The sequence below is a fragment of the Listeria sp. LM90SB2 genome, from assembly GCF_028867355.1.
In the GTDB taxonomy this organism is placed as follows: domain Bacteria; phylum Bacillota; class Bacilli; order Lactobacillales; family Listeriaceae; genus Listeria; species Listeria monocytogenes_B.
This window is the reverse complement of record NZ_CP046449.1, coordinates 2,856,685-2,877,921: the sequence shown is the minus strand read 5'-3', so window position 1 is coordinate 2,877,921 and position 21,237 is coordinate 2,856,685. Positions and strand designations below refer to the sequence as shown.

Annotated in this window: 21 protein-coding genes; 19 read left to right on the top strand and 2 right to left on the bottom strand. The window is 38.8% G+C overall.

Annotated features, from left to right (window positions below; genetic code table 11):
• Positions 1 to 191 precede the first annotated feature (191 nt).
• The 5 genes from GL301_RS14270 (at position 192) to GL301_RS14250 (ending at position 7,820) form a co-directional block, all read left to right on the top strand.
• Positions 192 to 2,534 carry a helix-turn-helix domain-containing protein gene (locus GL301_RS14270; RefSeq protein WP_003727598.1) on the top strand — a complete coding sequence of 781 codons (2,343 nt, stop codon included), beginning with the start codon at positions 192 to 194 and terminating at the stop codon, positions 2,532 to 2,534.
• 193 nt (positions 2,535 to 2,727) lie between these two features.
• The gene (locus GL301_RS14265; protein WP_003728683.1) at positions 2,728 to 3,930 is read left to right on the top strand and encodes a M20 family metallopeptidase; all 1,203 of its coding nucleotides are present in this window, start codon (positions 2,728 to 2,730) and stop codon (positions 3,928 to 3,930) included.
• Complete coding sequence (locus tag GL301_RS14260) at positions 3,930 to 5,330, top strand: MFS transporter (protein ID WP_003725847.1); 1,401 nt, start codon at positions 3,930 to 3,932, stop codon at positions 5,328 to 5,330. Before GL301_RS14265 ends, GL301_RS14260 begins: the two co-directional genes overlap by 1 nt.
• Before the next feature lie 18 nt (positions 5,331 to 5,348).
• A complete protein-coding gene (locus tag GL301_RS14255; protein WP_012681487.1) occupies positions 5,349 to 6,539 on the top strand; it encodes an amidohydrolase in 1,191 nt (396 codons plus the stop codon).
• 87 nt (positions 6,540 to 6,626) lie between these two features.
• Positions 6,627 to 7,820 (top strand): MFS transporter, encoded by a 1,194-nt coding sequence (locus GL301_RS14250; protein ID WP_003727601.1) that lies wholly within the window; start codon positions 6,627 to 6,629, stop codon positions 7,818 to 7,820.
• Between the two features lie 46 nt (positions 7,821 to 7,866).
• On the opposite strand, the gene GL301_RS14245 is transcribed toward GL301_RS14250, so the two are convergent.
• Positions 7,867 to 8,598: an SDR family oxidoreductase gene (locus tag GL301_RS14245; protein ID WP_010959110.1), complete on the bottom strand. Its 732-nt coding sequence runs from the start codon at positions 8,596 to 8,598 to the stop codon at positions 7,867 to 7,869.
• A 160-nt stretch (positions 8,599 to 8,758) separates the two neighbouring features.
• Here GL301_RS14245 and GL301_RS14240 point away from each other — a divergent pair, with 160 nt between their 5' ends.
• Together GL301_RS14240 and GL301_RS14235 are read left to right on the top strand one after the other, a co-directional pair.
• Positions 8,759 to 9,286, top strand: coding sequence for a TetR/AcrR family transcriptional regulator (locus GL301_RS14240; protein ID WP_003727603.1), 528 nt, complete (start codon positions 8,759 to 8,761; stop codon positions 9,284 to 9,286).
• 23 nt (positions 9,287 to 9,309) lie between these two features.
• Complete coding sequence (locus GL301_RS14235) at positions 9,310 to 10,017, top strand: SMUG2 DNA glycosylase family protein (RefSeq protein WP_003725842.1); 708 nt, start codon at positions 9,310 to 9,312, stop codon at positions 10,015 to 10,017.
• A 55-nt stretch (positions 10,018 to 10,072) separates the two neighbouring features.
• On the opposite strand, the gene GL301_RS14230 is transcribed toward GL301_RS14235, so the two are convergent.
• The gene (locus tag GL301_RS14230; protein ID WP_003725841.1) at positions 10,073 to 10,891 is read right to left on the bottom strand and encodes a D-alanyl-D-alanine carboxypeptidase PBPD2; all 819 of its coding nucleotides are present in this window, start codon (positions 10,889 to 10,891) and stop codon (positions 10,073 to 10,075) included.
• Positions 10,892 to 11,248: 357 nt separating this feature from the next.
• Between GL301_RS14230 and mnmE the strand changes: the two genes are divergently transcribed.
• The 12 genes from mnmE (at position 11,249) to GL301_RS14170 (ending at position 21,204) form a co-directional block, all read left to right on the top strand.
• Complete coding sequence (gene mnmE, locus GL301_RS14225) at positions 11,249 to 12,622, top strand: tRNA uridine-5-carboxymethylaminomethyl(34) synthesis GTPase MnmE (protein WP_003727605.1); 1,374 nt, start codon at positions 11,249 to 11,251, stop codon at positions 12,620 to 12,622.
• 24 nt (positions 12,623 to 12,646) lie between these two features.
• A complete protein-coding gene (mnmG, locus tag GL301_RS14220) occupies positions 12,647 to 14,536 on the top strand; it encodes a tRNA uridine-5-carboxymethylaminomethyl(34) synthesis enzyme MnmG (RefSeq protein WP_003725839.1) in 1,890 nt (629 codons plus the stop codon).
• A 158-nt stretch (positions 14,537 to 14,694) separates the two neighbouring features.
• Entirely contained in the window at positions 14,695 to 15,075 is a 381-nt protein-coding gene (locus GL301_RS14215) for a DUF1310 family protein (protein WP_003734206.1), read from the top strand.
• A 24-nt stretch (positions 15,076 to 15,099) separates the two neighbouring features.
• Positions 15,100 to 15,492, top strand: a complete 393-nt coding sequence (locus GL301_RS14210) for a DUF1310 domain-containing protein (protein WP_070298314.1) — start codon at positions 15,100 to 15,102, stop codon at positions 15,490 to 15,492.
• 112 nt (positions 15,493 to 15,604) lie between these two features.
• The gene (locus tag GL301_RS14205) at positions 15,605 to 15,991 is read left to right on the top strand and encodes a DUF1310 domain-containing protein (protein ID WP_003734208.1); all 387 of its coding nucleotides are present in this window, start codon (positions 15,605 to 15,607) and stop codon (positions 15,989 to 15,991) included.
• 127 nt (positions 15,992 to 16,118) lie between these two features.
• Positions 16,119 to 16,505, top strand: coding sequence for a DUF1310 family protein (locus tag GL301_RS14200; RefSeq protein ID WP_003727610.1), 387 nt, complete (start codon positions 16,119 to 16,121; stop codon positions 16,503 to 16,505).
• Between the two features lie 5 nt (positions 16,506 to 16,510).
• Positions 16,511 to 17,791, top strand: a complete 1,281-nt coding sequence (locus GL301_RS14195; protein WP_070242490.1) for an Mbeg1-like protein — start codon at positions 16,511 to 16,513, stop codon at positions 17,789 to 17,791.
• On the top strand, positions 17,784 to 18,149 hold the full coding sequence (locus GL301_RS14190) for a hypothetical protein (RefSeq protein ID WP_003727612.1): 366 nt from the start codon (positions 17,784 to 17,786) through the stop codon (positions 18,147 to 18,149). Before GL301_RS14195 ends, GL301_RS14190 begins: the two co-directional genes overlap by 8 nt.
• Position 18,150: 1 nt before the next feature.
• Positions 18,151 to 18,417 carry a hypothetical protein gene (locus tag GL301_RS14185; protein WP_003725834.1) on the top strand — a complete coding sequence of 89 codons (267 nt, stop codon included), beginning with the start codon at positions 18,151 to 18,153 and terminating at the stop codon, positions 18,415 to 18,417.
• A gap of 152 nt (positions 18,418 to 18,569) precedes the next feature.
• Positions 18,570 to 19,286 (top strand): 16S rRNA (guanine(527)-N(7))-methyltransferase RsmG, encoded by a 717-nt coding sequence (gene rsmG / locus GL301_RS14180; protein ID WP_010959101.1) that lies wholly within the window; start codon positions 18,570 to 18,572, stop codon positions 19,284 to 19,286.
• Between the two features lie 201 nt (positions 19,287 to 19,487).
• Positions 19,488 to 20,183, top strand: a complete 696-nt coding sequence (locus GL301_RS14175) for an N-acetylmannosamine-6-phosphate 2-epimerase (RefSeq protein WP_014929278.1) — start codon at positions 19,488 to 19,490, stop codon at positions 20,181 to 20,183.
• 19 nt (positions 20,184 to 20,202) lie between these two features.
• Positions 20,203 to 21,204: a Gfo/Idh/MocA family protein gene (locus GL301_RS14170; RefSeq protein ID WP_003722159.1), complete on the top strand. Its 1,002-nt coding sequence runs from the start codon at positions 20,203 to 20,205 to the stop codon at positions 21,202 to 21,204.
• Positions 21,205 to 21,237: the final 33 nt, after the last annotated feature.

Below are 21,237 nucleotides of genomic sequence, written 5' to 3'. Positions count from 1 at the left end.
TTTCTACAATCATTTATTATACGCCGTTTTATTTATCATTTTGTCTCGCAAAAGTACAAAAATTCCGGATATATGTGACTCGATTGTGTCGGTTTAATGACTAAAACAATCATAAAAACTGATAGCGATTAATTTTCACGACTATGATAATATAAAAGTGTCCGATTAAGTTAAACGAAGGGGTGAATCGAGTGTCTCATTTAAAAGATTATACGATTGGTATTCAACATATAAAGCAGCTGACGTCGGAAATATCACTTGGAACTAAATTGGTATTTGCTATTTCTGGACAAATAACAATCAAGGTTTCTGAGCAAAAATTTTACTTGCAGGAAGGCGATGTTTTAGTTCTTGATCGCAATACCTTTTATACAATTGAGGGAAATGAAGATAATTTATTTATTAATTTAACGATTTCAGATACATTTTTTGCGCATTATTATGAGGATTATTTTCAGCATTCTTTTAAATTTTTCTCGAAGGAGAGTGACCCTGGGAGAGAGCGGGTTGTTGGGTCTTTGAGGAAGTCGGTGAGTGAGCTTTTGATTGCTTCGGCGACGAAGAAACGAGCGAATAAATTAGAAGCGCAATCGGCGTTGTTCCAAATTTTATTATTACTTACGCGTTTTTTGAAAAAAGGAATTCCATCTTCTGCTAGGAAAGAAGTCAATGATAAACGGATTTCGCGCATTATTCGAGAAGTGGAAGAGCGGTTTGATGAAGCCTTGTCGCTTCGTGAGTTTGCGCAAAAAGAGTTTTTAAGTGAGGCGTACTTATCACGTTATTTTAAAAAGACGACGGGGCTTGGTTTTTTACAGTATTTGACAGAAGTCCGATTGAAGCATGCGATTCAAGATTTACTACATTCGGCGGAAAGTATTACAGAGATTGCGTTAAAAAATGGTTTTTCGAGCCAAAAGCATTTTTCAGAAGTATTTAAGTTTCATTTTGAGCTAACGCCAAGTGAATACCGAGCGGAACATCATGTGGAAACGAATTTGTTAATAGACAATAAGACATCTGAGCTGGGCGCTAGTATAGAACAAATTGTGCCATCTCCGGAAATTTTAGTGAAATTGTCACGACTTTATCATGATGTGGAGCCGGGTAAGGAATTAAATAAAGCACCATTTGAGAAAAAGAAAATTGATATCACGGAAAAGACCGAACGTTGTTTAAGTGAGAATATGAATATTTTGACGATTGGTGAGCTTAAAGAAGTGCTTAAAGATAATGTCCAAAAGCAGATTATTACGACGCGTGATGAGATTGGGATTAATTATATTGGTATTCGTCATTTGTTTAGAGGTTCGACGTTCTTGCCTGAAACGGAAACGGACGAATTAGTGCCAACTTCTTCTCCATATGCGAATGCGGATTTAGCGCTCACTTTTTTAAAACAGCAAAATTTACAATTGTTTATTCGCTTGGAGTATCAAGATATTGTAGGCGATGAGGCGGCTGTTTTTGAACGATTGGATCACTTTTTAAAGCATTGTATGCAGGTTTTTGGGCGGGAATTTGTTTCAAAATGGCATTTTATGTTTTTTGAACCGAAAAATACATATGCTGATAAGGAAGAACTGAAAAAACTTTATTTGAAAATATATCACACTATAAAATCGCGTTTTCCAGCTATCCAAGTCGGAAATTTTGTCCCATTTTCATTGTCTAAAAATGCAGTGCCTGAACGACATACGTGGTTTTTAGAAGAAGCGGATAAAATGGACTTTGTCGCCTATAATGCGAATCAAAATGAAGCGGTAGATTTTTCGAAAGAGGATATGAAGTCGTTTTCGATTTCAGAGGATTATTGTTTGTCAAAAACGCTTCAATTAAAGGCTTTCTTGAAACATCATCATATCAATAAGCCGCTAATGTTAGTAAACTGGAACACATTATCTGGGAATACGAGATACACAAACGGGACTTTTTTCAGAGGAGCATTAGTTTTGAAAACGATGCTAGATTTGGTACCAGAAGTGGATGCATTGGGCTTTTGGATTAATACGGAACTTCACGAAGGGGACGATAGCAAATTAAATATTAGTCTTGATGGAATTGAAATGTTCCACTTTTTCAATGGTAAACGACCGGCGTTTTATGCTGTGAAGTTTTTGAGAAGGCTTAAGGGTGTTGTGGTTGCTAAGGGTGAAGATTATATTATGACGAAGCACGCAGACGGTTATCAGCTTATTTTGATGAACTGTGCGACGATTAATCCGCGTTATTCTGTGGAGGAAAGGTTCATTAAGGAAGAACAAAAAGAAGTGCATATTAGACTTACAGGGCTTCACGCGGGTGATTATCAAGTCTGTAAATGGCAATTCGACCGTGACAATGGGGCACTTTATTCGAAGTATTGGCAACTGAACAGTAAGTATGGGCTAGATAAAGAGATTTTGGACTATATTGTGGATGCCTCTCAGCCTACACTTACGGTGAGTGATGAAACGATTACGGAAGATTGGTCGTTTTATGCTTATTTAGATATTAATGCGATTCATTTTTATGAGTTTAGAAGTACGGTTTAAAAAGTTCAACTCTAGCAGTTGAGCTTTTTTTGTGACTTCAACACCGGATTTTTGACATTGGTTTGAGTAATTTACAAAAGAAGAAAATTTCAAGCTAAAACTAAGCAAAAAAGTAAACTTCTTTTCGCTTGGTTTTTTTTATAATTAAGTTGTAGTGAAAATACGGAAGTTCTGGCCAGCGGAAGTATTAAAAATGGAGGTTTGGACAATGAAAGAGAAGTTATTTCAAAAACTAGACGAAAAACGAGATCGCATGATAGAAATTCGTCGTTACTTACATGAACACCCTGAACTTTCTTTTCAAGAGGAAAATACGGCGAAGTATATTGCGGATTTTTATAAAGAAATGGACTGCGATGTGCGGACGCATGTTGGTGGGAATGGCGTTGTAGTAACGATTGATACAGGCAAGCCGGGCAAGACACTTGCAATTCGTGCTGATTTTGATGCACTTCCTATCCAAGAAGAAACAGGTCTAGCTTTTGCATCTAAAAACCCTGGTGTAATGCACGCTTGTGGTCACGATGGACATACTGCTTACATGCTTATTTTGGGCGAAACACTTATTGAAATGAAACAAGAATTAACCGGGAAAATAGTTATTTTACATCAGCATGCGGAAGAAACTCCTCCTGGTGGCGCGATTCAAATGATTCAAGACGGGGCGCTGGATGGTGTTGATAATGTCCTTGGGATTCATGTGATGTCTACGATGAAAACGGGTGAAGTTTTCTACCGTGAGGGTGCAATTCAAACTGGTCGCTCTTATTTCAAACTTAAAGTACAAGGTCAAGGTGGACATGGCTCATCTCCGCATTTAGCGAATGATGCTATTGTTGCAGCAAGTGAATTTGTAGTAGCTGTTCAAACGGTGATTAGTCGCCGTTTAAACCCATTTGATGTCGGCTCAATTACGATTGGTTCTTTTGATGGAAAAGGTAGTTTTAATGTCATCAAGGATGCGGTTGAGCTTGAAGGCGATGTGCGCTCTATGTCTGAAGAGGCACGCAACATTATTCAAAAAGAAATTACCCGTATCGTTAGCGGAATAGAGGCAATGTTTGGCGTTACTTGTGAACTTGATTACAAAAATGATTATCCTGTTTTAAATAATGACGAAGCTTTGACTGATTTTGTTGTTAAATCTATTAAAGGGGCGAAAATTCCAGAAATTACAGATGTTGTGCGCTGTGAACCGCAACCACCATCAGAAGACTTTGCTTATTATGCAAAAGAACGTCCGAGCTCATTTTTCTATGTGGGAGCGATGCCGGCAGATGGGCATTTTTATCCGCATCATCATCCAAAATTTGACATCAATGAAGATTCATTATTAATTGCATCAAAAGCCATGGGAGCTTGTGTTGTAGATTACTTAAAAGGAGAGAATAACTAATGACTTCAACAGCGTATAAAGGTACAAATAAACTTATTGTTGGGATTGTTTTCGGGGTTATCACGTTTTGGCTTTTCGCCCAATCAATGGTGAATATCGTTCCGGCCGTGCAATCTGACCTTGGAATTTCCTCTGATTTACTTAGTATTGCCATCAGTTTAACCGCGCTATTTTCAGGTATTTTTATCGTTGTAGCAGGTGGTATGGCTGACAAATTTGGTCGTGTGAAATTAACTTATATCGGACTTATTCTTAGTATCATCGGTTCACTGTTACTTGTTGTCACTCAAGGGGCGACGTTACTTATTATCGGCCGTATTATTCAAGGACTTTCAGCTGCTTGTATTATGCCAGCAACCCTGGCCTTAATGAAAACTTATTTTGAAGGGGCTGATAGACAAAGAGCGCTTAGTTACTGGTCGATTGGCTCATGGGGTGGATCAGGTATTTGTTCATTCGCAGGTGGAGCTATCGCAACATACATGGGCTGGCGCTGGATTTTCATTATTTCCATCGTATTCGCACTGCTTGGAATGCTACTTATTAAAGGTACTCCAGAAAGTAAAGTCGTTCAAAATACAAAAGCAAAATTTGATTCATTTGGTCTTGTTCTTTTTGTTATCGCAATGGTTTGCTTAAATCTTATTATCACTCGTGGTTCCACATTTGGCTGGACAAGCCCAATTACTATTACAATGCTCGTTGTTTTCCTTATTTCTGCGGGATTATTTTTCCGGGTGGAATTACGACAAGCGAACGGATTTATTGATTTCTCGTTATTTAAAAATAAAGCTTATACTGGTGCGACACTTTCCAACTTCTTGTTAAATGCAGCTGCTGGAACACTAGTTGTTGCAAATACTTATGTGCAAATTGGTCGCGGTTTTACAGCATTCCAATCCGGTTTACTTTCTATCGGTTACCTTGTCTGTGTGCTTGGAATGATTCGTATTGGTGAAAAAATTCTTCAACGAGTTGGCGCGCGTAAACCAATGATTTTAGGCTCTGGTATTACGGCTGTTGGTATTGCTTTAATGGCGCTCACTTTTATTCCAGGAACCCTTTATACGGTGCTTGTGTTTATCGGTTTTGCTTTATTCGGGATTGGACTTGGTATGTATGCAACTCCTTCCACAGATACAGCTATCTCTAATGCTCCAGAAGATAAAGTCGGAGTAGCATCAGGTATTTACAAAATGGCAAGTTCGTTAGGTGGCTCATTCGGTGTGGCAATTTCTGCTACGATTTATGGTGTGATTGCACTTTCTGGAAATATTGATTTAGCCGCAATGGTGGGGCTTTTAACTAACGTCGGTTTTTGTGTCGTGTCACTTATTTCCGTTGCTATAACAACACCGTCTGCGAAAAAAGCGCTCGAATTAAAAGCCGCAAAAGAATAGGAGGTTGGATTTATCATGATGCGTACCAAGTTAATGAATATGCTTCAGGAACGAAAAGATGAAATCACTCAGATTAGACGTCATTTGCACGAACATCCTGAATTATCGTTCCATGAAGCAGAAACCGCAAAGTTCATCCAAGATTTTTACAAAGGAAAAGACGTAGAAGTGGCAACCGAAGTGGGAAATGGTCATGCGGTTGTTGTAACGATTAAAGGCGGGAAACCGGGGAAAACGATTGCGTTACGTGCCGATTTTGATGCTCTTCCCATTGAAGAACAAACGGAATTACCATTTAAATCTAAAAAACCTGGCGTAATGCATGCATGTGGTCATGACGGACATACTGCTTATTTACTCGTTTTGGCAGATTGTTTAATCCAACTAAAAGAAAACATCCCTGGAACGATAAAAATTGTTCATCAACATGCCGAAGAAACACCACCCGGCGGAGCGAAAAGTGTTGTCGAATCTGGTATTTTAGATGATGTGGATCAAATTTTTGGTATTCACGTATTTCCATTTGGTGAAAGCGGCCAAGTTTATTATCATAGTGGCTTCGCGATGGCTGGTCGCACTTATTTTAAACTTAAAATTCAAGGTGTTGGCGGGCATGGTTCGTCTCCACATATGGCGAATGATGCGATTGTCGCGGGTGCTTATTTTGTGACGGCCATTCAAACAGTAGTGAGCCGCCGTTTGAACCCATTTGATACGGGCGTTATAACGATTGGTTCTTTCGATGGTAAAGGTAGTTTTAACGTTATTAAAGATGCAGTGGAGCTAGAAGGCGATGTGCGTTATATGAATACTGAAAACTGTGATAAAATGGATGCAGAAATCCACCGTATTGTTACTGGTATGGAAGCGATGTTTGGTGTAACGGTGGAACTAACGTACACGAACGACTACCCACCACTTTACAACGATCCAGCTGTAACAGAACAAGTAGTTGCAAGTTTGCAAAAAGGTGTTGGCGAGTACTTAACGGGCATTTCTGAATACGACATGCTTTCCGGATCAGAGGATTTTGCTTATTATTTACAAAAAATTCCTGGAGTCTTCTTCTATATTGGCGCGAAACCGAAAAATACTTCGAATGCTTATTTTAATCATCATCCAAAATTTGATATAGATGAAGATGCGTTGTTAGTTGCTGCCAAATCGGTTGCGGACGTGGTTTTAGATTATTATAAATTGAATGGATAATAGCTTTGAAAAGAGCATAGTCAGAAAAAGAATCTGGTTATGCTCTTTTGCAATTGGCGGGACTATAGAAGAGTGGAGTGAATTCAAATGAATCAGGTAAAAGGAGAAAAGCATTCGTTAATGGTGTTACTTGTTCTATTTATAGGCTACACCAGTGTATACGTGGATAAATATACTATTGGAATTTCGCTTGTGACTGTTTCTCAGGATTTAGGATTTGATCCAAGTCAAAAGGGGTTGATTTTAAGTGCCTTCTTTCTTGGTTACACACTTTTTCAAATTCCAATGGGGTATTTAAACAATCGGATTGGTGCTCGCCCTGTTCTTGCTATATCGATAATTATCGTTGGGTTGTTTCTTATTATTTTTGGTTTCGGCTATTCCTTGTTGTTTTTGGTTGTTATTCGTTTCTTATCCGGAGCGCTTGGACACGCAGGTTATCCCCCGTCTGTCAGCAATTATATTTCACTTCATATTCCGTTAAACAAGCGAGGTTTTGCTCAGTCCGCAATGCTTGCTTCCTCTGGTTTTGCGGCATTTATTGGGCCATTGTTAATCGCGCAACTGTTGCTATCAGTGGGTTGGCGCAATACATATTACTGGATTGGTATTGCGGTGATTTTGATTGGCTTTCTGATTTTAATTGTCGTACCTAAAGCGCCGAAAATAGACCTAAATGCTCAAAAAGAAAAAATCAAAGTACCTTTCTCAGAACTTTTGAAAGATAAACAGCTTTGGATTCTTTTGCTATCAGCGCTTTTTATAAATGCAGCGAACTACGGTTTAACAAGTTGGCTTGCTTCTTATTTGAATGAGGTTAGAGGGATTTCTATTAGCGAAGTGAGCTATATTAGCTCTTTAGCTGGCCTTTGTATTTTAATTGCAGGAGTTGTCGGTGGCTATTTCATTAGTCGTTTTTTCAAAGGAAAAGAGCCGATTATTATTTTCGCATTTTGTGTGCTTGGAGCGTTCGCGGTATACGGGGTGTATTTATTTGAACAATTAGCGCTATCGGTTATTTGCTTGTGTTTATGTAATATATTCCTAATCATGGCCTTTACAACGCTAATGGGATTGCCGCACAAGTTGTTTCAGCAGAGCCACATTGCAACAAAATACGCGGCTATAAACTCGGGCGGAGTTTTAGGTGGCTTTTTTGCACCGATGATTATAGGGGATTTGGTAAACGCGACTAACTCTTATCAATCGGCTTTTCTGTTCTTGGCGTTAACTTTATTAGCATCGGGATTGATTGTTTTAGCGATTAAAAAAGACCAATAAAATAAAAGGAGGAAAACCAGATAGCTCTGTTTTCCTCCTTTTTTAATTAAGCTAATCCTCCATTGGTGAAAATGACTTGACCATTCACCCAGCGTGCAGGTCCGGCTAAAAATGCTACGGTTTCTGCGATATCTTCAGGTTGTCCTAGGCGTTCTAAAGGTGTGGCTTTTGCTAAGTTGTCAATTGTTTTATCGTCTTTTCCAGTCAAAAATAACGGAGTGGCGGTCGGGCCAGGTGCTACTGCATTAACGGTTATATCTTTCCCACGAAGCTCGCGCGCCAGAATTAATGTGAGTGACTCAACCCCGGCCTTACTAGCAACGTAGGCCCCGTAAGTCGGAAAACTGGTTCGCGTTACCGAAGTGGAGAAATTGATAATCGCGCCGCCATCTCGAACTCTGAGGGCAGCTTGCTTGGAAACGACAAAAGTGCCCCGGACATTGGTTCGCTGAATCAGGTCAAATTCATCCATATCCAAAGTAGCAATCGGACTTAATTTCATAATACCTGCCGTGTTAATGACAACATCAATTCCACCAAACTGGCTTTCAATGAAATCAAATGCACGAATCATCTGCGCCTCGTCAGCAACATCGCCGCCAACACTAATCGCTTCTCCACCAGACTTCACAATGTTTTCAACAAGCGCCTCGGCTTTAGCCTTATTACCCGAATAATGAACCACAACTGCAAAATTTTGTTCGACCAATTTTTGGACGACGGCCTTACCAATACCGCCAGAACCCCCTAAAATAAATGCAACACGTTTATTTGTCATAATCTATTCGCTCCTTTAAATTCAAAATGGTTACTTTTTTTAATTTTAGTAACTTTATAGTTGGAAGTATACTCCTTTTAGTTACTTTGTCAAGGATTTGTAACTTTTCTGTTTTCCTGTATAATAAAAAGCAAAGAATGAGTTGAATCGAGGGGTTAAAATGGCGAGACTATCACAAGAAATTATTTTAAATATGGCAGAGAAAATCATTTACGAAAAAGGCATGGAAAAAACGACGCTGTATGATATTGCGAGTAATTTGAACGTCACACATGCGGCGCTTTATAAGCATTATCGAAACAAAGAGGATTTATTTCAAAAATTGGCGCTACGTTGGTTAGAGGAAACTTCGCGGGAGATTTTCGATTGGACACAGGAAGCAGGGCAAACACCAGATGATGCGCTTCACGACTGGCTTTGGCTCTTGGCCGATACTAAGAAAAAACGATACAAAACCGACCGAAAAATGTTTTTACTTTATACGGATTATATTGAACAAAATGAAGAATTAGTGAAAAACCACGTAGCCCATTTAGCACAAAAAGCCGAAGAAGTGAGCGGTCGAACGAACCAAGGAAACGCGATTATTACGGCGTTCACTTATTTTCATAATCCTTATTTTGCAAGCAGGTGGGAGCAAGCGGGTTATGCGGAGTTATTTGAGGATGTTTGGCAGATTGTGAAATAAAAATAAAGAGAGGGCTAATTTACATGACTGAAAATACAACTATTGCTAAACGAATATTGCAGTTTAATGAGGCGCTTGCGAATAGTTCGTTTGATTTGCCGGAGGGGTATCGCACCGTTAACCCATATTCTGGTGATCAAAGCGAACTAGTGCAAAAAATAACGACCACATTTTATCAGAAATACTATAATGATACTAAACTGCGCCGGATAATACTTGGAAGTTCTCCCGCACGGAGAGGTTCTGCTGTGACAGGCGTTCCTTTTGAAGACGCAAAACACCTTCAAAACGAAACCGGTATTTTTATTGATAAATTTTATATAAACCAGTCTTCCTCAGATTTTTTATATGATGTTATGACAGAATACGGCGGTTGTGAGGCATTTTATACTGATTTTTATATGAATTTTGTCTGCCCGCTTGGTATTGTTCGTATGAATGCAAAAGGCAATGAGGTTAATTGCAACTATTATGAGAATAAGAAACTACAAGAGGCGCTGAAGCCAATTATTTTAGAATCACTTCAAAACCAAATAGATTGCGGGATAGATACTTCGGTCTGTTACTGCATTGGCAGCGGCGAGAATTTTAATTTTTTATCGAAAATAAATGAGGAGCATCATTTTTTTGATACAATCATACCTTTGGAACATCCACGCTTTATTATGCAATATAATTCTAAAAATAAAGATGTATACATGGAAAAGTATCTATGCGCTTTAAAGAGTTGATGCTGAACTATTTAAAAAAGAACTTCTCAGCGAAAGAGAGGTTCTTTTTCATTCGTTAATTTTCTTTAAATCCAACCTCCATCAGCTTCTCTGTATCTTTAAATCGTTTTTCCGCAGTTCCCGCATCTAGGACAATCGAAATCACACGTTTTCCTCCACGTTCAGCTGTTCCAATAAAGCAATAGCCTGCTTCATCTGTAAATCCAGTTTTCAGTCCATCTAAGCCTTGAATCGAACCGAGTGAGTCATTGGTGGATTCAAGTTTGGCGCCTTTGTCAGTGGTGACACTAGATTTGGATGTTGTCTCTAACACTTCAGGATGAGTGGAAATTAATTTAGATGATAGCAAAAATAAATCCTTTGTGGTAGAAACAGCGGATTTTCCGTCAACATCAAGTCCGCTAGCACTGACAAATGTAGTCTTACTCGACATACCTAATTTTTTAGCCTGGTTATTCATTTCTTTGGGAAAATTAGCTCCGTCTAAACGATCTCCCAGTGTTTCCGCGGCATCATTTGCAGACATAGTGAGCATCGCGCTGTATAAATCTCTGACGGACCACGTTCTCTTTTGTGTAATCGCGTAAAGGGAAACCGCGGAAGGATCATCCAATCGAACAAGATCAAGCTTTTCATCCCACGATAATTCATTGTTATCCACAGCCTCTAAAACTAAAAAAGCTGTCATTAATTTGGTCAAACTGGCAATCGGCATTACTTTATCAGCGTTTTCTTCATATAACGGTTCACCATTTTCGACTGAATAAACCGCGGCGGCATTTGCTGACAAATATAGGTTTGGTTGCTTCGTGGAACAGGATGAGAGCAGTAGTAGCCCCATTAATAGCACCCAAGTTAGTTTATGTATTTTCATTTTTTCTCCTCCTTTTAACTTTAGTATAGATAAAAAGAATTGAGTTAAAGCCAAGGAAGTGGAAGGATAAGTTAAAGCTTTAACGAGAAAATTTAAGTTTTCTTAACTAGTAAGGATAAAACTATTGTTATTCACATGTGGATAAGTTAAAATGGTATGGATGAATTTTTATTAATGGTTTTTCTGTGGATATGTTAATAAGTCTATGGATAACCTTCAAAATACTAACAATTTAATTGCTTTGGTCAAAGCGGAGCGTAAGTTGTTGAAAATGCACAAAATCATGTGCCAAAATTTATTCAAAATAGGATAAGGCTTATTTGAGCTGAAATTCTAATGAGAAAGGATGAGTAAAGAATGGAATTTGATACTATTGCTGCAATCTCAACACCGCCGGGAGAAGGGGCCATTGCTATTATTAGATTAAGCGGTCCAGAGGCGATTCAGATAGCGGATCGTATTTTTTATGCCAAAAATAGCTTAAGTGAAGCAGAAAGTCACACCATTCACTATGGTCATATAAAAGAAGACGGCGAAGTAATTGAGGAAGTAATGGTCACAGTTATGCGTGCACCTCGTACTTTTACACGGGAAGATGTGGTAGAAATCAACGCGCACGGCGGAATTGTTTCCGTGAACCGCGTGTTGCAACTGTTACTTCGAAATGGGGCTAATTTAGCTGAACCAGGTGAATTCACAAAGCGCGCATTTTTAAATGGAAGAATTGATTTGTCGCAAGCGGAGGCTGTGATGGACTTAATTCGCGCCAAGACAGACCGGGCGATGGGCGTGGCAATTCGGCAAATGGACGGAAATCTTTCACGGTTGATTCGCAATTTACGTCAAGAAATTTTGGATGCACTAGCGCAAGTCGAAGTAAATATCGACTATCCGGAGTACGATGATGTGGAGGAAATGACCCAGCGAATGCTACTCGAGAAAACCGAGCTAGTTCGCGCTTCCGTCGAGCAACTTTTACAAACAGCAAGCCAAGGGAAAATTCTTCGTGAAGGCCTAGCAACGGCTATTATCGGTCGACCAAATGTTGGGAAATCATCTTTGCTTAACCAATTAATTCAAGAAGAAAAAGCGATTGTCACAGATATTGCTGGGACGACGCGAGATATTATAGAAGAATACGTCAATGTTCGTGGTGTTCCGCTGCGTTTAATCGATACAGCTGGAATTCGTGAGACAGAAGATATTGTGGAAAAAATTGGTGTAGAACGTTCAAGAAAAGCCTTGGCGGATGCCGATTTTATCCTGCTAGTATTAAATCAAAACGAAGAGCTGACAGTGGAAGATGAAGCGTTATTTGAAGCAGCCGCGGGTCATAATTATGTGGTCGTTTTAAATAAAACAGATTTGGAAACAAAGCTTGATATAAATAGAGTGCGTGAACTTGCGGGAGAAAACCCGATTGTTTCCACTTCTCTAGTAAACGATGAAGGTTTAGAGGCTTTAGAAGAAGCAATTAAAACACTATTTTTTGCTGGTGACATTGATGCGGGTGATGCAACATATGTATCGAACGTTCGACACATTGCGCTCCTTCACCAAGCACTTGAAGCTTTAAATGGCGTTACAACAGGGATTCAGCTCGGTATGCCAGTGGATATTGTCCAGATTGATATGACTCGTGCATGGGATTTACTAGGTGAAATTACTGGTGATTCTGTCCAGGATGAATTACTCGATCAGTTGTTCAATCAATTTTGCCTTGGAAAATGATTTTTTAGGAGATGTTTTTATAAAATGCAAACCTATGATGCAGGAACTTTTGACGTCATCGTTGTTGGTGCAGGCCATGCGGGTGTAGAAGCAGGTCTTGCCAGTGGTCGAATGGGCGCAAAAACACTGATGTTAACGATAAATTTAGATATGGTCGCTTTTATGCCATGTAATCCTTCTGTTGGAGGTCCAGCAAAAGGCGTGGTTGTGCGCGAAATTGATGCTCTTGGTGGCGAAATGGGTCGCAACACGGATAAAACGTACATCCAAATGCGGATGCTAAATACAGGTAAAGGTCCCGCTGTTCGCGCATTACGTGCTCAAGCAGACAAATGGGATTACCAACACGAAATGAAACACACAATTGAAAAAGAAGAAAATATCACTTTGCGCCAAGGTCTTGTTGACCGTTTAGTGATTGAAGATGGCGTGTGTAAAGGCGTTATTACAAACAGTGGCGCGATTTACTACGCGAAAACAGTCGTTATTACTACTGGAACTTTCTCACGTGGCGAAATTATTGTTGGTGAACTGCGCTATTCCAGCGGTCCAAACAACCAACAACCTTCTGTGAAACTTTCAGAGCATCTGGAAGAACTAGGTTTTGAACTACGTCGCTTTAAAACAGGAACACCCCCGCGTGTAAAATCAAGTACGATTGACTATTCAAAAACAGAAGAACAACCGGGTGACGATCATCCGCGGGCATTTAGCTTTGATACGGTGGAAATGTTGCTTGACCAACTACCGTGTTGGTTAACTTATACCAACGAAACAACCCACGAAATAATCCAAGCGAACTTACACCGTTCACCAATGTTTACAGCAACGAAGAAAGGCACTGGCGCAAGATATTGCCCATCCATTGAAGATAAAATTGTTCGTTTCAGCGACAAACCAAGACACCAAATCTTCCTTGAACCAGAAGGCAAAAATACCGAAGAAGTATATGTCCAAGGTCTTTCCACCAGTTTGCCAGAAGAAGTGCAACGCGAAATGCTAAGAACTATTCCGGGACTTGAAAATGTAGAAATGATGCGTGTTGGCTACGCTATCGAATATGATGCAGTTATGCCAGACCAACTGTGGCCATCACTTGAAACTAAATTAGTCGAAGGTCTTTTCACAGCCGGCCAAATTAATGGTACAAGTGGCTATGAAGAAGCAGCCGGCCAAGGCTTAATGGCAGGAATCAATGCTGCTCGTAAAGTCTTTGAAAAAGAACCAGTTATCCTTGGTCGCGACCAAGCTTATATCGGCGTTTTAATTGACGATTTAGTAACAAAAGGAACCGAAGAACCATATCGTTTACTTACATCTCGTGCCGAATACCGTTTGCTATTACGCCATGATAATGCAGATTTACGTTTAACAGAAATCGGTCATGAAATCGGCTTAATTAGCGACGAACGTTATGAACGCTTTTTAGCAAAACAAAGTGCCATCGAAGCAGAAAAAGAAAGACTACAAAAAACACGCATTAAACCAACTGCTGAAGTCCAAGCAATGCTAAAAGAAATCGGCTCAGGCGAGCTAAAAGACGGAATTCTAGCAGCAGATTTACTTCGCCGACCCGAAATAACTTACGACAAGATCGCCCAAATTGTTTCACGTGAAACATTTGTGACCGACGAAATCGCTGAACAAGTAGAAATTCAAATTAAATACGAAGGCTACATCCAAAAATCCAACCTTCAAGTAGAAAAAATGAAACGCATGGAAGACAAGAAAATCCCAGAAAACATCGATTATGATGCAATCAGCGGCCTAGCAACAGAAGCCCTAGAAAAATTAAAGAAAATCGAACCCCTTTCCATCGCCCAAGCGAGCCGTATCAGCGGAGTAAACCCAGCCGATATATCTATTTTGTTAGTTTATATTGAGCAAGGAAAGATAGCGAAAATAAGTAAATAAGAACACGGATTACTATAATTACTGAAACCGCATGTTCACGGAAACTTCAAACTTACCGTTTAAGTTGAAAGTTTCCGCTGAATAATGTGGTTTTTTCTTGTTTTTAATTAAGGTAGATTGGGATTACATAGAAGAAGACATACTGCAGAGGTGAATGTGTGAAAAAGAGGTGGTTTATAGCAATGGTAGTTGTAGTAATGATTGTTGCGGGATTAGGCGTGAAATTTTATATGGATGAAGAGAAATTAAATAAAGAAATGATAAATGTAGTATATAGTGATGAAGCGAAAAGAGTTTTTGAAAATGGGTTGAAAAATTTGGATGCTAAAGCATTGACTGGGAAGGGTGTAATTAACACATATGAAATTGATAAGAAAAGTATCAAACAAAACCCTATGGGAGGAATCAATGTTACTTTGCACGTTAATGGAGATTCTGAGTTATATGTTTTTTTTACATTGAATAAAGCTGATGACAAAAAACTAATTGATGATGGTGGCGGAAATTCTGCAAAATTAGGAAAATTATTAGACAACTAAGAAAATAAAAACAGAGGTGAATGTGTGAAAAAGAGATGGATAATACTATTTGGAATTGCAATAATGATTATTTTTGGTCTAGGGATAAAATTTTATATGGATGAAGAGAAATTAAATACAGAAATGATGAATGTGGTTTGTAGCAATGAAGCAATAGAAGTATTCAATGATGATATAAAACTTATTGATACGAAAGCATTTACAAAAGAAGGGCTAATTCAATCATATGAAGTTGACAAGGAAAGTATAGAGCCTAATCCAATGGGTGGAATAATAGTTGCATTAGTTATTAATAAGGATCCTGCTTTGAAATTAACATACACGTTGAAGAAAAATAATGAAGATTTAAAGAGTGGTGGAGCAAGCATATCTAAGGAGCTTACAAAACAATTGGGGCTTTTGAACGGTTATAAATGAATTTTTATAGAGCTGAGAGGCGATTAAAAGACTGAAAAAAAAGAAAGTGAAAATTTCTAACATGTGATAAAATAGACCTACAAATAAAAAGTCATACAACAGAGGTGAAGAGTTGAAAAAGAGATGGATAATAGTACTAGGAATTACAGTAATAACCATTTTTGGTTTAGGGGTGAAATTCTATATGGATGAAGAGAAATTAAATAAAGAAATGATGAATGTAGTTTATAGTGATGAAGCGAAACAAGTATTTGAAAAGAGGCTGACAAACTTGGATGCAAAAGCATTCACGAAAGAAGGTATAATTCAATCATATGAAATTAATAAAGAAAGTATAGAGAGAAATCCAATGAGAGGAATAAATGTTACTTTAATTATAAATAAGGATTTAGAGTGGTATATTACCTATACTTTAGGAAAACAGAACGACAAATTAGATGGTGGGGGTGCTAGCATCTCTAAGGAGCTTACAAAGAAATTGGAACTTAAGGGGAGTTAAGATAGTCCAGCCAATACTAACTAAGAAATTAAACAAACGTTAAAAGACTGAAAAAAAAGAAAGTGAAAATTTCTAACATGTGATAAAATAGACCTACAAATAAAAAGCATACAGCAGAGGTGAAGAGTTGAAAAAAAGATGGATAATAGCACTAGCAATTATAGTAATAACCATTTTTGGTTTAGGGGTGAAATTCTATATGGATGAGGAGAAATTAAACAAAGAAATGATGAATGTAGTTTATAGTGATGAAGCAAAACAAGTATTCGAAAAAAGGCTGACAAATTTAGATCCAAATGCTTTTACAGAAAAAGGTATAATTCATTCTTATAAAATTGAAGAAGGAAGCGTAGAGCACAACCCAATGGGAGGTATAGAAGTCGGATTAATAATTAATAATGATTCAGAACTAAATGTATCATATACCTTGAGCAAGAACAATGGAGAGTTAAGTGGTGGTGCTTCAGTTGTATCTGAAAAGCTTTCTAAACTATTAGGTCGTTGGGAGGAGTAGGGATGATGGGGCATGTAAATACTGATCAAGAGAGAGTGGAATTGGCAAAAAAAGAGTACAGCAAGTTAGAACTTAAGCAGGAGGTGAATATTTCAATATCCAATCGAGAAAAAAAGATAGGAAACGTATCCCAAACAATCAACAACAAAGCAGCCGGACAGCAAACCTATATCATCACAGAAAAATACACGCCGCCCACAGCTTCCCATATTGAGAGAAGCAAAGTAAAAGAGGTAACAGTTCTTTACAGAGGTTCCACTGCACCCACTCTGGCAAGTGGTCTTACGCCGTTTCATAAGGATAGTCTTGATGTGTGGACGGATTGGGGCGTAAATGATATTCCAACCGCAATCCAAATCACAAATGGCGGAGGCTCCACAGTAACACCCCAACTAAAAACCTCCGCAGAAACCTTAAAACAAACCATGAAACTCTACCCAAACGCCCAAATCTATGTATACGGTCATTCTCTAGGCTCCATGAACGCCCAGTACGCTATCGCAGACTTAGATAAAAAAGACATCAAACGCATCAGCGGCGGTTTCTTCTACCAAGGCCCGAATATCTACTCCAACCTAACGCCAAAACAACAAGATACCGTAAAAACAATAAACGCTTTAGATAGATTATTTAATTTTATTGATAGGAAGGATTATGTGGCAATTGGTTATGGTATTGGAGACCCGACAATTGGTCATTTAATAGAGGTTGAGTCGAAAAAAGCTGGTTTGGTTGAGCAGCATATGTGGGGTGGTTATCAGTTTGACAAAGAAGGAAACATTCTAACAAATAAAGAAGGAAGCCTTCAACTTGCCAAATACGCAACAGCTCAACAATTAGCAGCTATCAACATCATGCGAACCAGTTTTACAAAAAGCGGTGGTGGCCTATCCTCATCCGAAGAAATATTCTTGGATGCAGCGGAAGCACTAGCAATTACGCAAGGGATGAAACAAACGATTCAAGGCGAAATTAGAGCTTTAAAAGATGTTTTTGATAAAGAAATCGAGAATGCTGAAGAGTTGTGGCGCGATACGCTTTCAGATGCAAGGGATATCGGCTCCAATCTATATGAGTCAGAAATACTCGCCGCACTTGCTTGGGGCGGGGCGACTGAGCCGGAAATTGTGATAGACACAGTGCAAGACTGCGAAAAATCCTTAGTCGAAGCAACCAAAATAGAACAAGAGTATGATAAATTGCTAGAACGAATCAACGAAGCAATAAAAAGCCAGCTAAAAACCGACCAAGAATTAGCCAAACAAATAGGGAGCATGTATGGATAAACAAAGACAACTACTGCTAAAACTAGAAAATTTAGATGATGATTTTAATAGAAAAAGACGACAATTGGACGAAGCGATGGACGACGCATCTCAAGAAAAATGGCGGTTTCACCAAGAACTAGAAAACCTTTCTGAACAAATCAGGTATATCCATCAAAAAAGAGATTACGAAGCATCTGAAGACTTGCAAAAAGCCTACCATTTAATCAGTTCTATCCAAGAAGAAGGCGATTGGAAAGTAAAAAACACACTAACAAAGCTAGAAAATGAACACGAAGAGCATCAAGCACTTTATAAGAAACAAGTGAATTCTTATGAAGAAGAACTACATCAGCTAAAAAAGGATCGTGATCTATAACATGATAGATAAACTAAAAGCAGAATTATTAGAGTCACGCAGAAATCTAGAAAAAAATCTTATTGGGATGTTTGTGGCGAGCCAAACCCATGCAACATCAGAAAATCGCAAACGAATGTTCAAAATGATCAAACGGGACAAAATAGCAGATATAAAAAGCAATTGTCAGGGTTACATAGATGGACTTTCCACCACAGCAGAAGGAAAATGGGTAAATCAAGCCAAAAAAAGTTTTAAAGAGAATGCCAACAAGTTTGATAATTGTTAAACGTAATACGAACTTGCTAAAAAGAACGAAAATACTTATACTTGAAAATAATGAGCTAAAATATATGGTACAAGCCTGTTTAAAAGTATAAACCAAACCCGTCTACCATCCTAAACACGGCAAAAATCGCGAAAATAAAGTGAGGAAAAAATATGAATCCAGAGCAATTCCAAACAGCACTTGCTGAAAAAGGAATAGAATTAAGCGACACGCAACTAAAACAATTCCACGATTACTTCGAAATGTTAGTAGAATGGAATGAAAAAATGAATTTAACAGCTATTACTGATGAAAAAGAAGTGTATTTAAAGCACTTTTACGATTCTATCTCTGCCGCGTTTTATGTAGACTTTACTAAGTTCGATACGATTTGTGATGTCGGGGCTGGCGCTGGTTTTCCAAGTCTCCCAATTAAAATCTGCTTCCCGCATCTAGAAGTAAGCATCGTGGATTCCTTGAAAAAACGCATGACTTTCCTTGATGCGCTAGCAGAAAAATTAGGCCTAACCGATGTGCATTTTTATCATGATCGCGCTGAAACATTTGGTCAAAACAAAGCGCACCGCGAAAAATACGACCTTGTAACCGCACGTGCCGTAGCAAGAATGAGCGTATTATCCGAGCTTTGCATGCCACTTGTCAAAAAAGGCGGTTCGTTCCTAGTAATGAAAGCAGCCCAAGCCGAGCAAGAGCTGCAAACAGCCGAAAAAGCCATCAAACTATTTGGCGGAAAAGTCGAGGAACACTTCGCTTTCTCCCTACCAGTAGAAGAAAGCGAGCGCAATATCTACGTCATCACGAAAACAAAAGAAACACCTAACAAATATCCACGCAAACCAGGAACACCCAACAAATTACCAATCGAATAAACTAACAAAGTCCTTTCAAACGAAAGGACTTTTTATTTTTAACAGCAACGTCATTTTTTAAAGCTAGTTTCCGCAACTATCCACACTAAAATATGAAAATCATTTTCATTTAATTGATATTGATAAAATCATTTTCTTGTGATATAGTCTGTTTGAAAACGCATACTTTACACTGAAACACAGTATAGAGGAGGAGTATCAGTGGGCAATTCTGTTATGGAAAAAATCAAAGGCGGGTTAGTGGTTTCCTGCCAAGCTTTAGAAGACGAACCACTTCATAGTGCATTTATTATGTCGAAAATGGCTCTGGCCGCAGTTCAAGGTGGTGCTGTTGGTATCCGAGCAAATACCGCAAAAGATATTCGGGCAATTCAAAGTGAGATCGACGTTCCCATTATCGGCATTTACAAAAAAGACTACGATGATTCGGACGTATTTATCACACCAACCTTAGAAGAAGTCAGAGAAATATGTGAAACGGGAGTAGAAATTGTTGCGATGGATGCGACAACGAGAAAAAGACCACATAACGAAGACCTCAAAGACATACTAAACGCCATTCGAAAAGAGTTTCCAAACACGCTTTTCATGGCAGACACAGGTAGTATTGAAGACGTTTATTACGCTGATTCCCTCGGTTTCGACTTAATTGGCACGACACTTTACGGCTACACCGAAGAAACAGCGAATAAAAATATCAGCGACGACGATTTCTCCCATTTGAAAGAAGTTTTGAAAAGCACGAAGCGTCCAGTGATTGCAGAAGGGAAAATCGATTCGCCTAGTAAAGCACGACAAGTTCTTACGTTAGGTTGTTATGCCGTTGTTGTTGGCGGCGCAGTAACTCGGCCACAGGAAATAACCACCCGCTTTACAAATGAAATTAAAAAAATCTAAGAAGAAAGAGGTAAGTGATATGACAAAGCAAATCAAAGTTGGCGTAATTGGCGTTGGACAAATGGGGCAGTATCATGCAGAAATTTACCAAAAGCTTCCGCAAGTAGAGTTAGTAGCAATTTGTGAGTACAACGATGAAAGACGCGCCGAAATGGCAGAAAAATTTCAGTGTAAAGCATACAAAGACTACCACGAACTTCTAGCAAATACGGAGATTGAAGCTGTGAGCATTGTTTTACCTGATAATATGCACCGTGATTGCGTGGAAGAAGCTGTAAAATACAAAAAACACATTTTACTCGAAAAACCACTTGCAAAAGAACTGGAAGACGGCAAAGCAATGTATGAACTGACCAAAGACTACGACAAAGTGTTTACAGTTGGCTTTTTACTCAGATTTGATCCTCGTTTTAATATGATTAAACAGCGCCTCGATAATGGCGAATTGGGTGATATTATTCATCTTTATTGTCGTCGTAACAGTCCAATTACCGGGCCAAAGCGTTACATAGGTGCTTCTGATTTAAGTATGCACGTAATGATTCACGATATTGATTATATTAACTGGTACATGGATAGCGAGCCAGTCAAAGTTATCGCCAAAAGTCGCAGTGTATTGCTAAAAGAATACGGCATGAATGATGTGATTTATGCCATTGTTACGTACGAAAATGGCGCAATTGCTTGCCTGGAAGCTTGCTGGGTCTTGCCAGAAAATTCGCCAACCATCATTGACGACAAACTTGAATTAGTCGGAACAAAAGGCGTAGCATATGTAGACTCTTGCGACCACGGTGTTCGTTTTGTTAGTGAAAAAGGGGTATCTTATCCGGATTCAAGACATTGGTATTACACAAATGGCGAAGTTTCCGGCGACTTGGCAGAAGAAGTAATGGCATTTATTAATAACGTGGCGAATAACACAAAATCAATTATTACACCAAAAGAAGCGTATGATTCCTTACGAGTAGTAGATGCGATTGAACGTTCCATTGCTGAAGGAAAAGAAGTATCACTATAAAATAGCGCCACACATATGATTGGAGGGGGAAAT

Coding starts and splice junctions, on each gene's coding strand:
- GL301_RS14265 (WP_003728683.1), top strand. CDS start 2,728: ATGGAGGTTTGGACAATGAAAGAGAAGTTATTTCAAAAACTAGACGAA.
- GL301_RS14250 (WP_003727601.1), top strand. CDS start 6,627: ATGAATCAGGTAAAAGGAGAAAAGCATTCGTTAATGGTGTTACTTGTT.
- GL301_RS14230 (WP_003725841.1), bottom strand. CDS start 10,891: ATGAAAATACATAAACTAACTTGGGTGCTATTAATGGGGCTACTACTG.
- mnmE (WP_003727605.1), top strand. CDS start 11,249: ATGGAATTTGATACTATTGCTGCAATCTCAACACCGCCGGGAGAAGGG.
- GL301_RS14260 (WP_003725847.1), top strand. CDS start 3,930: ATGACTTCAACAGCGTATAAAGGTACAAATAAACTTATTGTTGGGATT.
- GL301_RS14195 (WP_070242490.1), top strand. CDS start 16,511: ATGGGGCATGTAAATACTGATCAAGAGAGAGTGGAATTGGCAAAAAAA.
- mnmG (WP_003725839.1), top strand. CDS start 12,647: ATGCAAACCTATGATGCAGGAACTTTTGACGTCATCGTTGTTGGTGCA.
- GL301_RS14245 (WP_010959110.1), bottom strand. CDS start 8,598: ATGACAAATAAACGTGTTGCATTTATTTTAGGGGGTTCTGGCGGTATT.
- GL301_RS14185 (WP_003725834.1), top strand. CDS start 18,151: ATGATAGATAAACTAAAAGCAGAATTATTAGAGTCACGCAGAAATCTA.
- GL301_RS14190 (WP_003727612.1), top strand. CDS start 17,784: ATGGATAAACAAAGACAACTACTGCTAAAACTAGAAAATTTAGATGAT.
- rsmG (WP_010959101.1), top strand. CDS start 18,570: ATGAATCCAGAGCAATTCCAAACAGCACTTGCTGAAAAAGGAATAGAA.
- GL301_RS14240 (WP_003727603.1), top strand. CDS start 8,759: ATGGCGAGACTATCACAAGAAATTATTTTAAATATGGCAGAGAAAATC.
- GL301_RS14255 (WP_012681487.1), top strand. CDS start 5,349: ATGCGTACCAAGTTAATGAATATGCTTCAGGAACGAAAAGATGAAATC.
- GL301_RS14235 (WP_003725842.1), top strand. CDS start 9,310: ATGACTGAAAATACAACTATTGCTAAACGAATATTGCAGTTTAATGAG.
- GL301_RS14170 (WP_003722159.1), top strand. CDS start 20,203: ATGACAAAGCAAATCAAAGTTGGCGTAATTGGCGTTGGACAAATGGGG.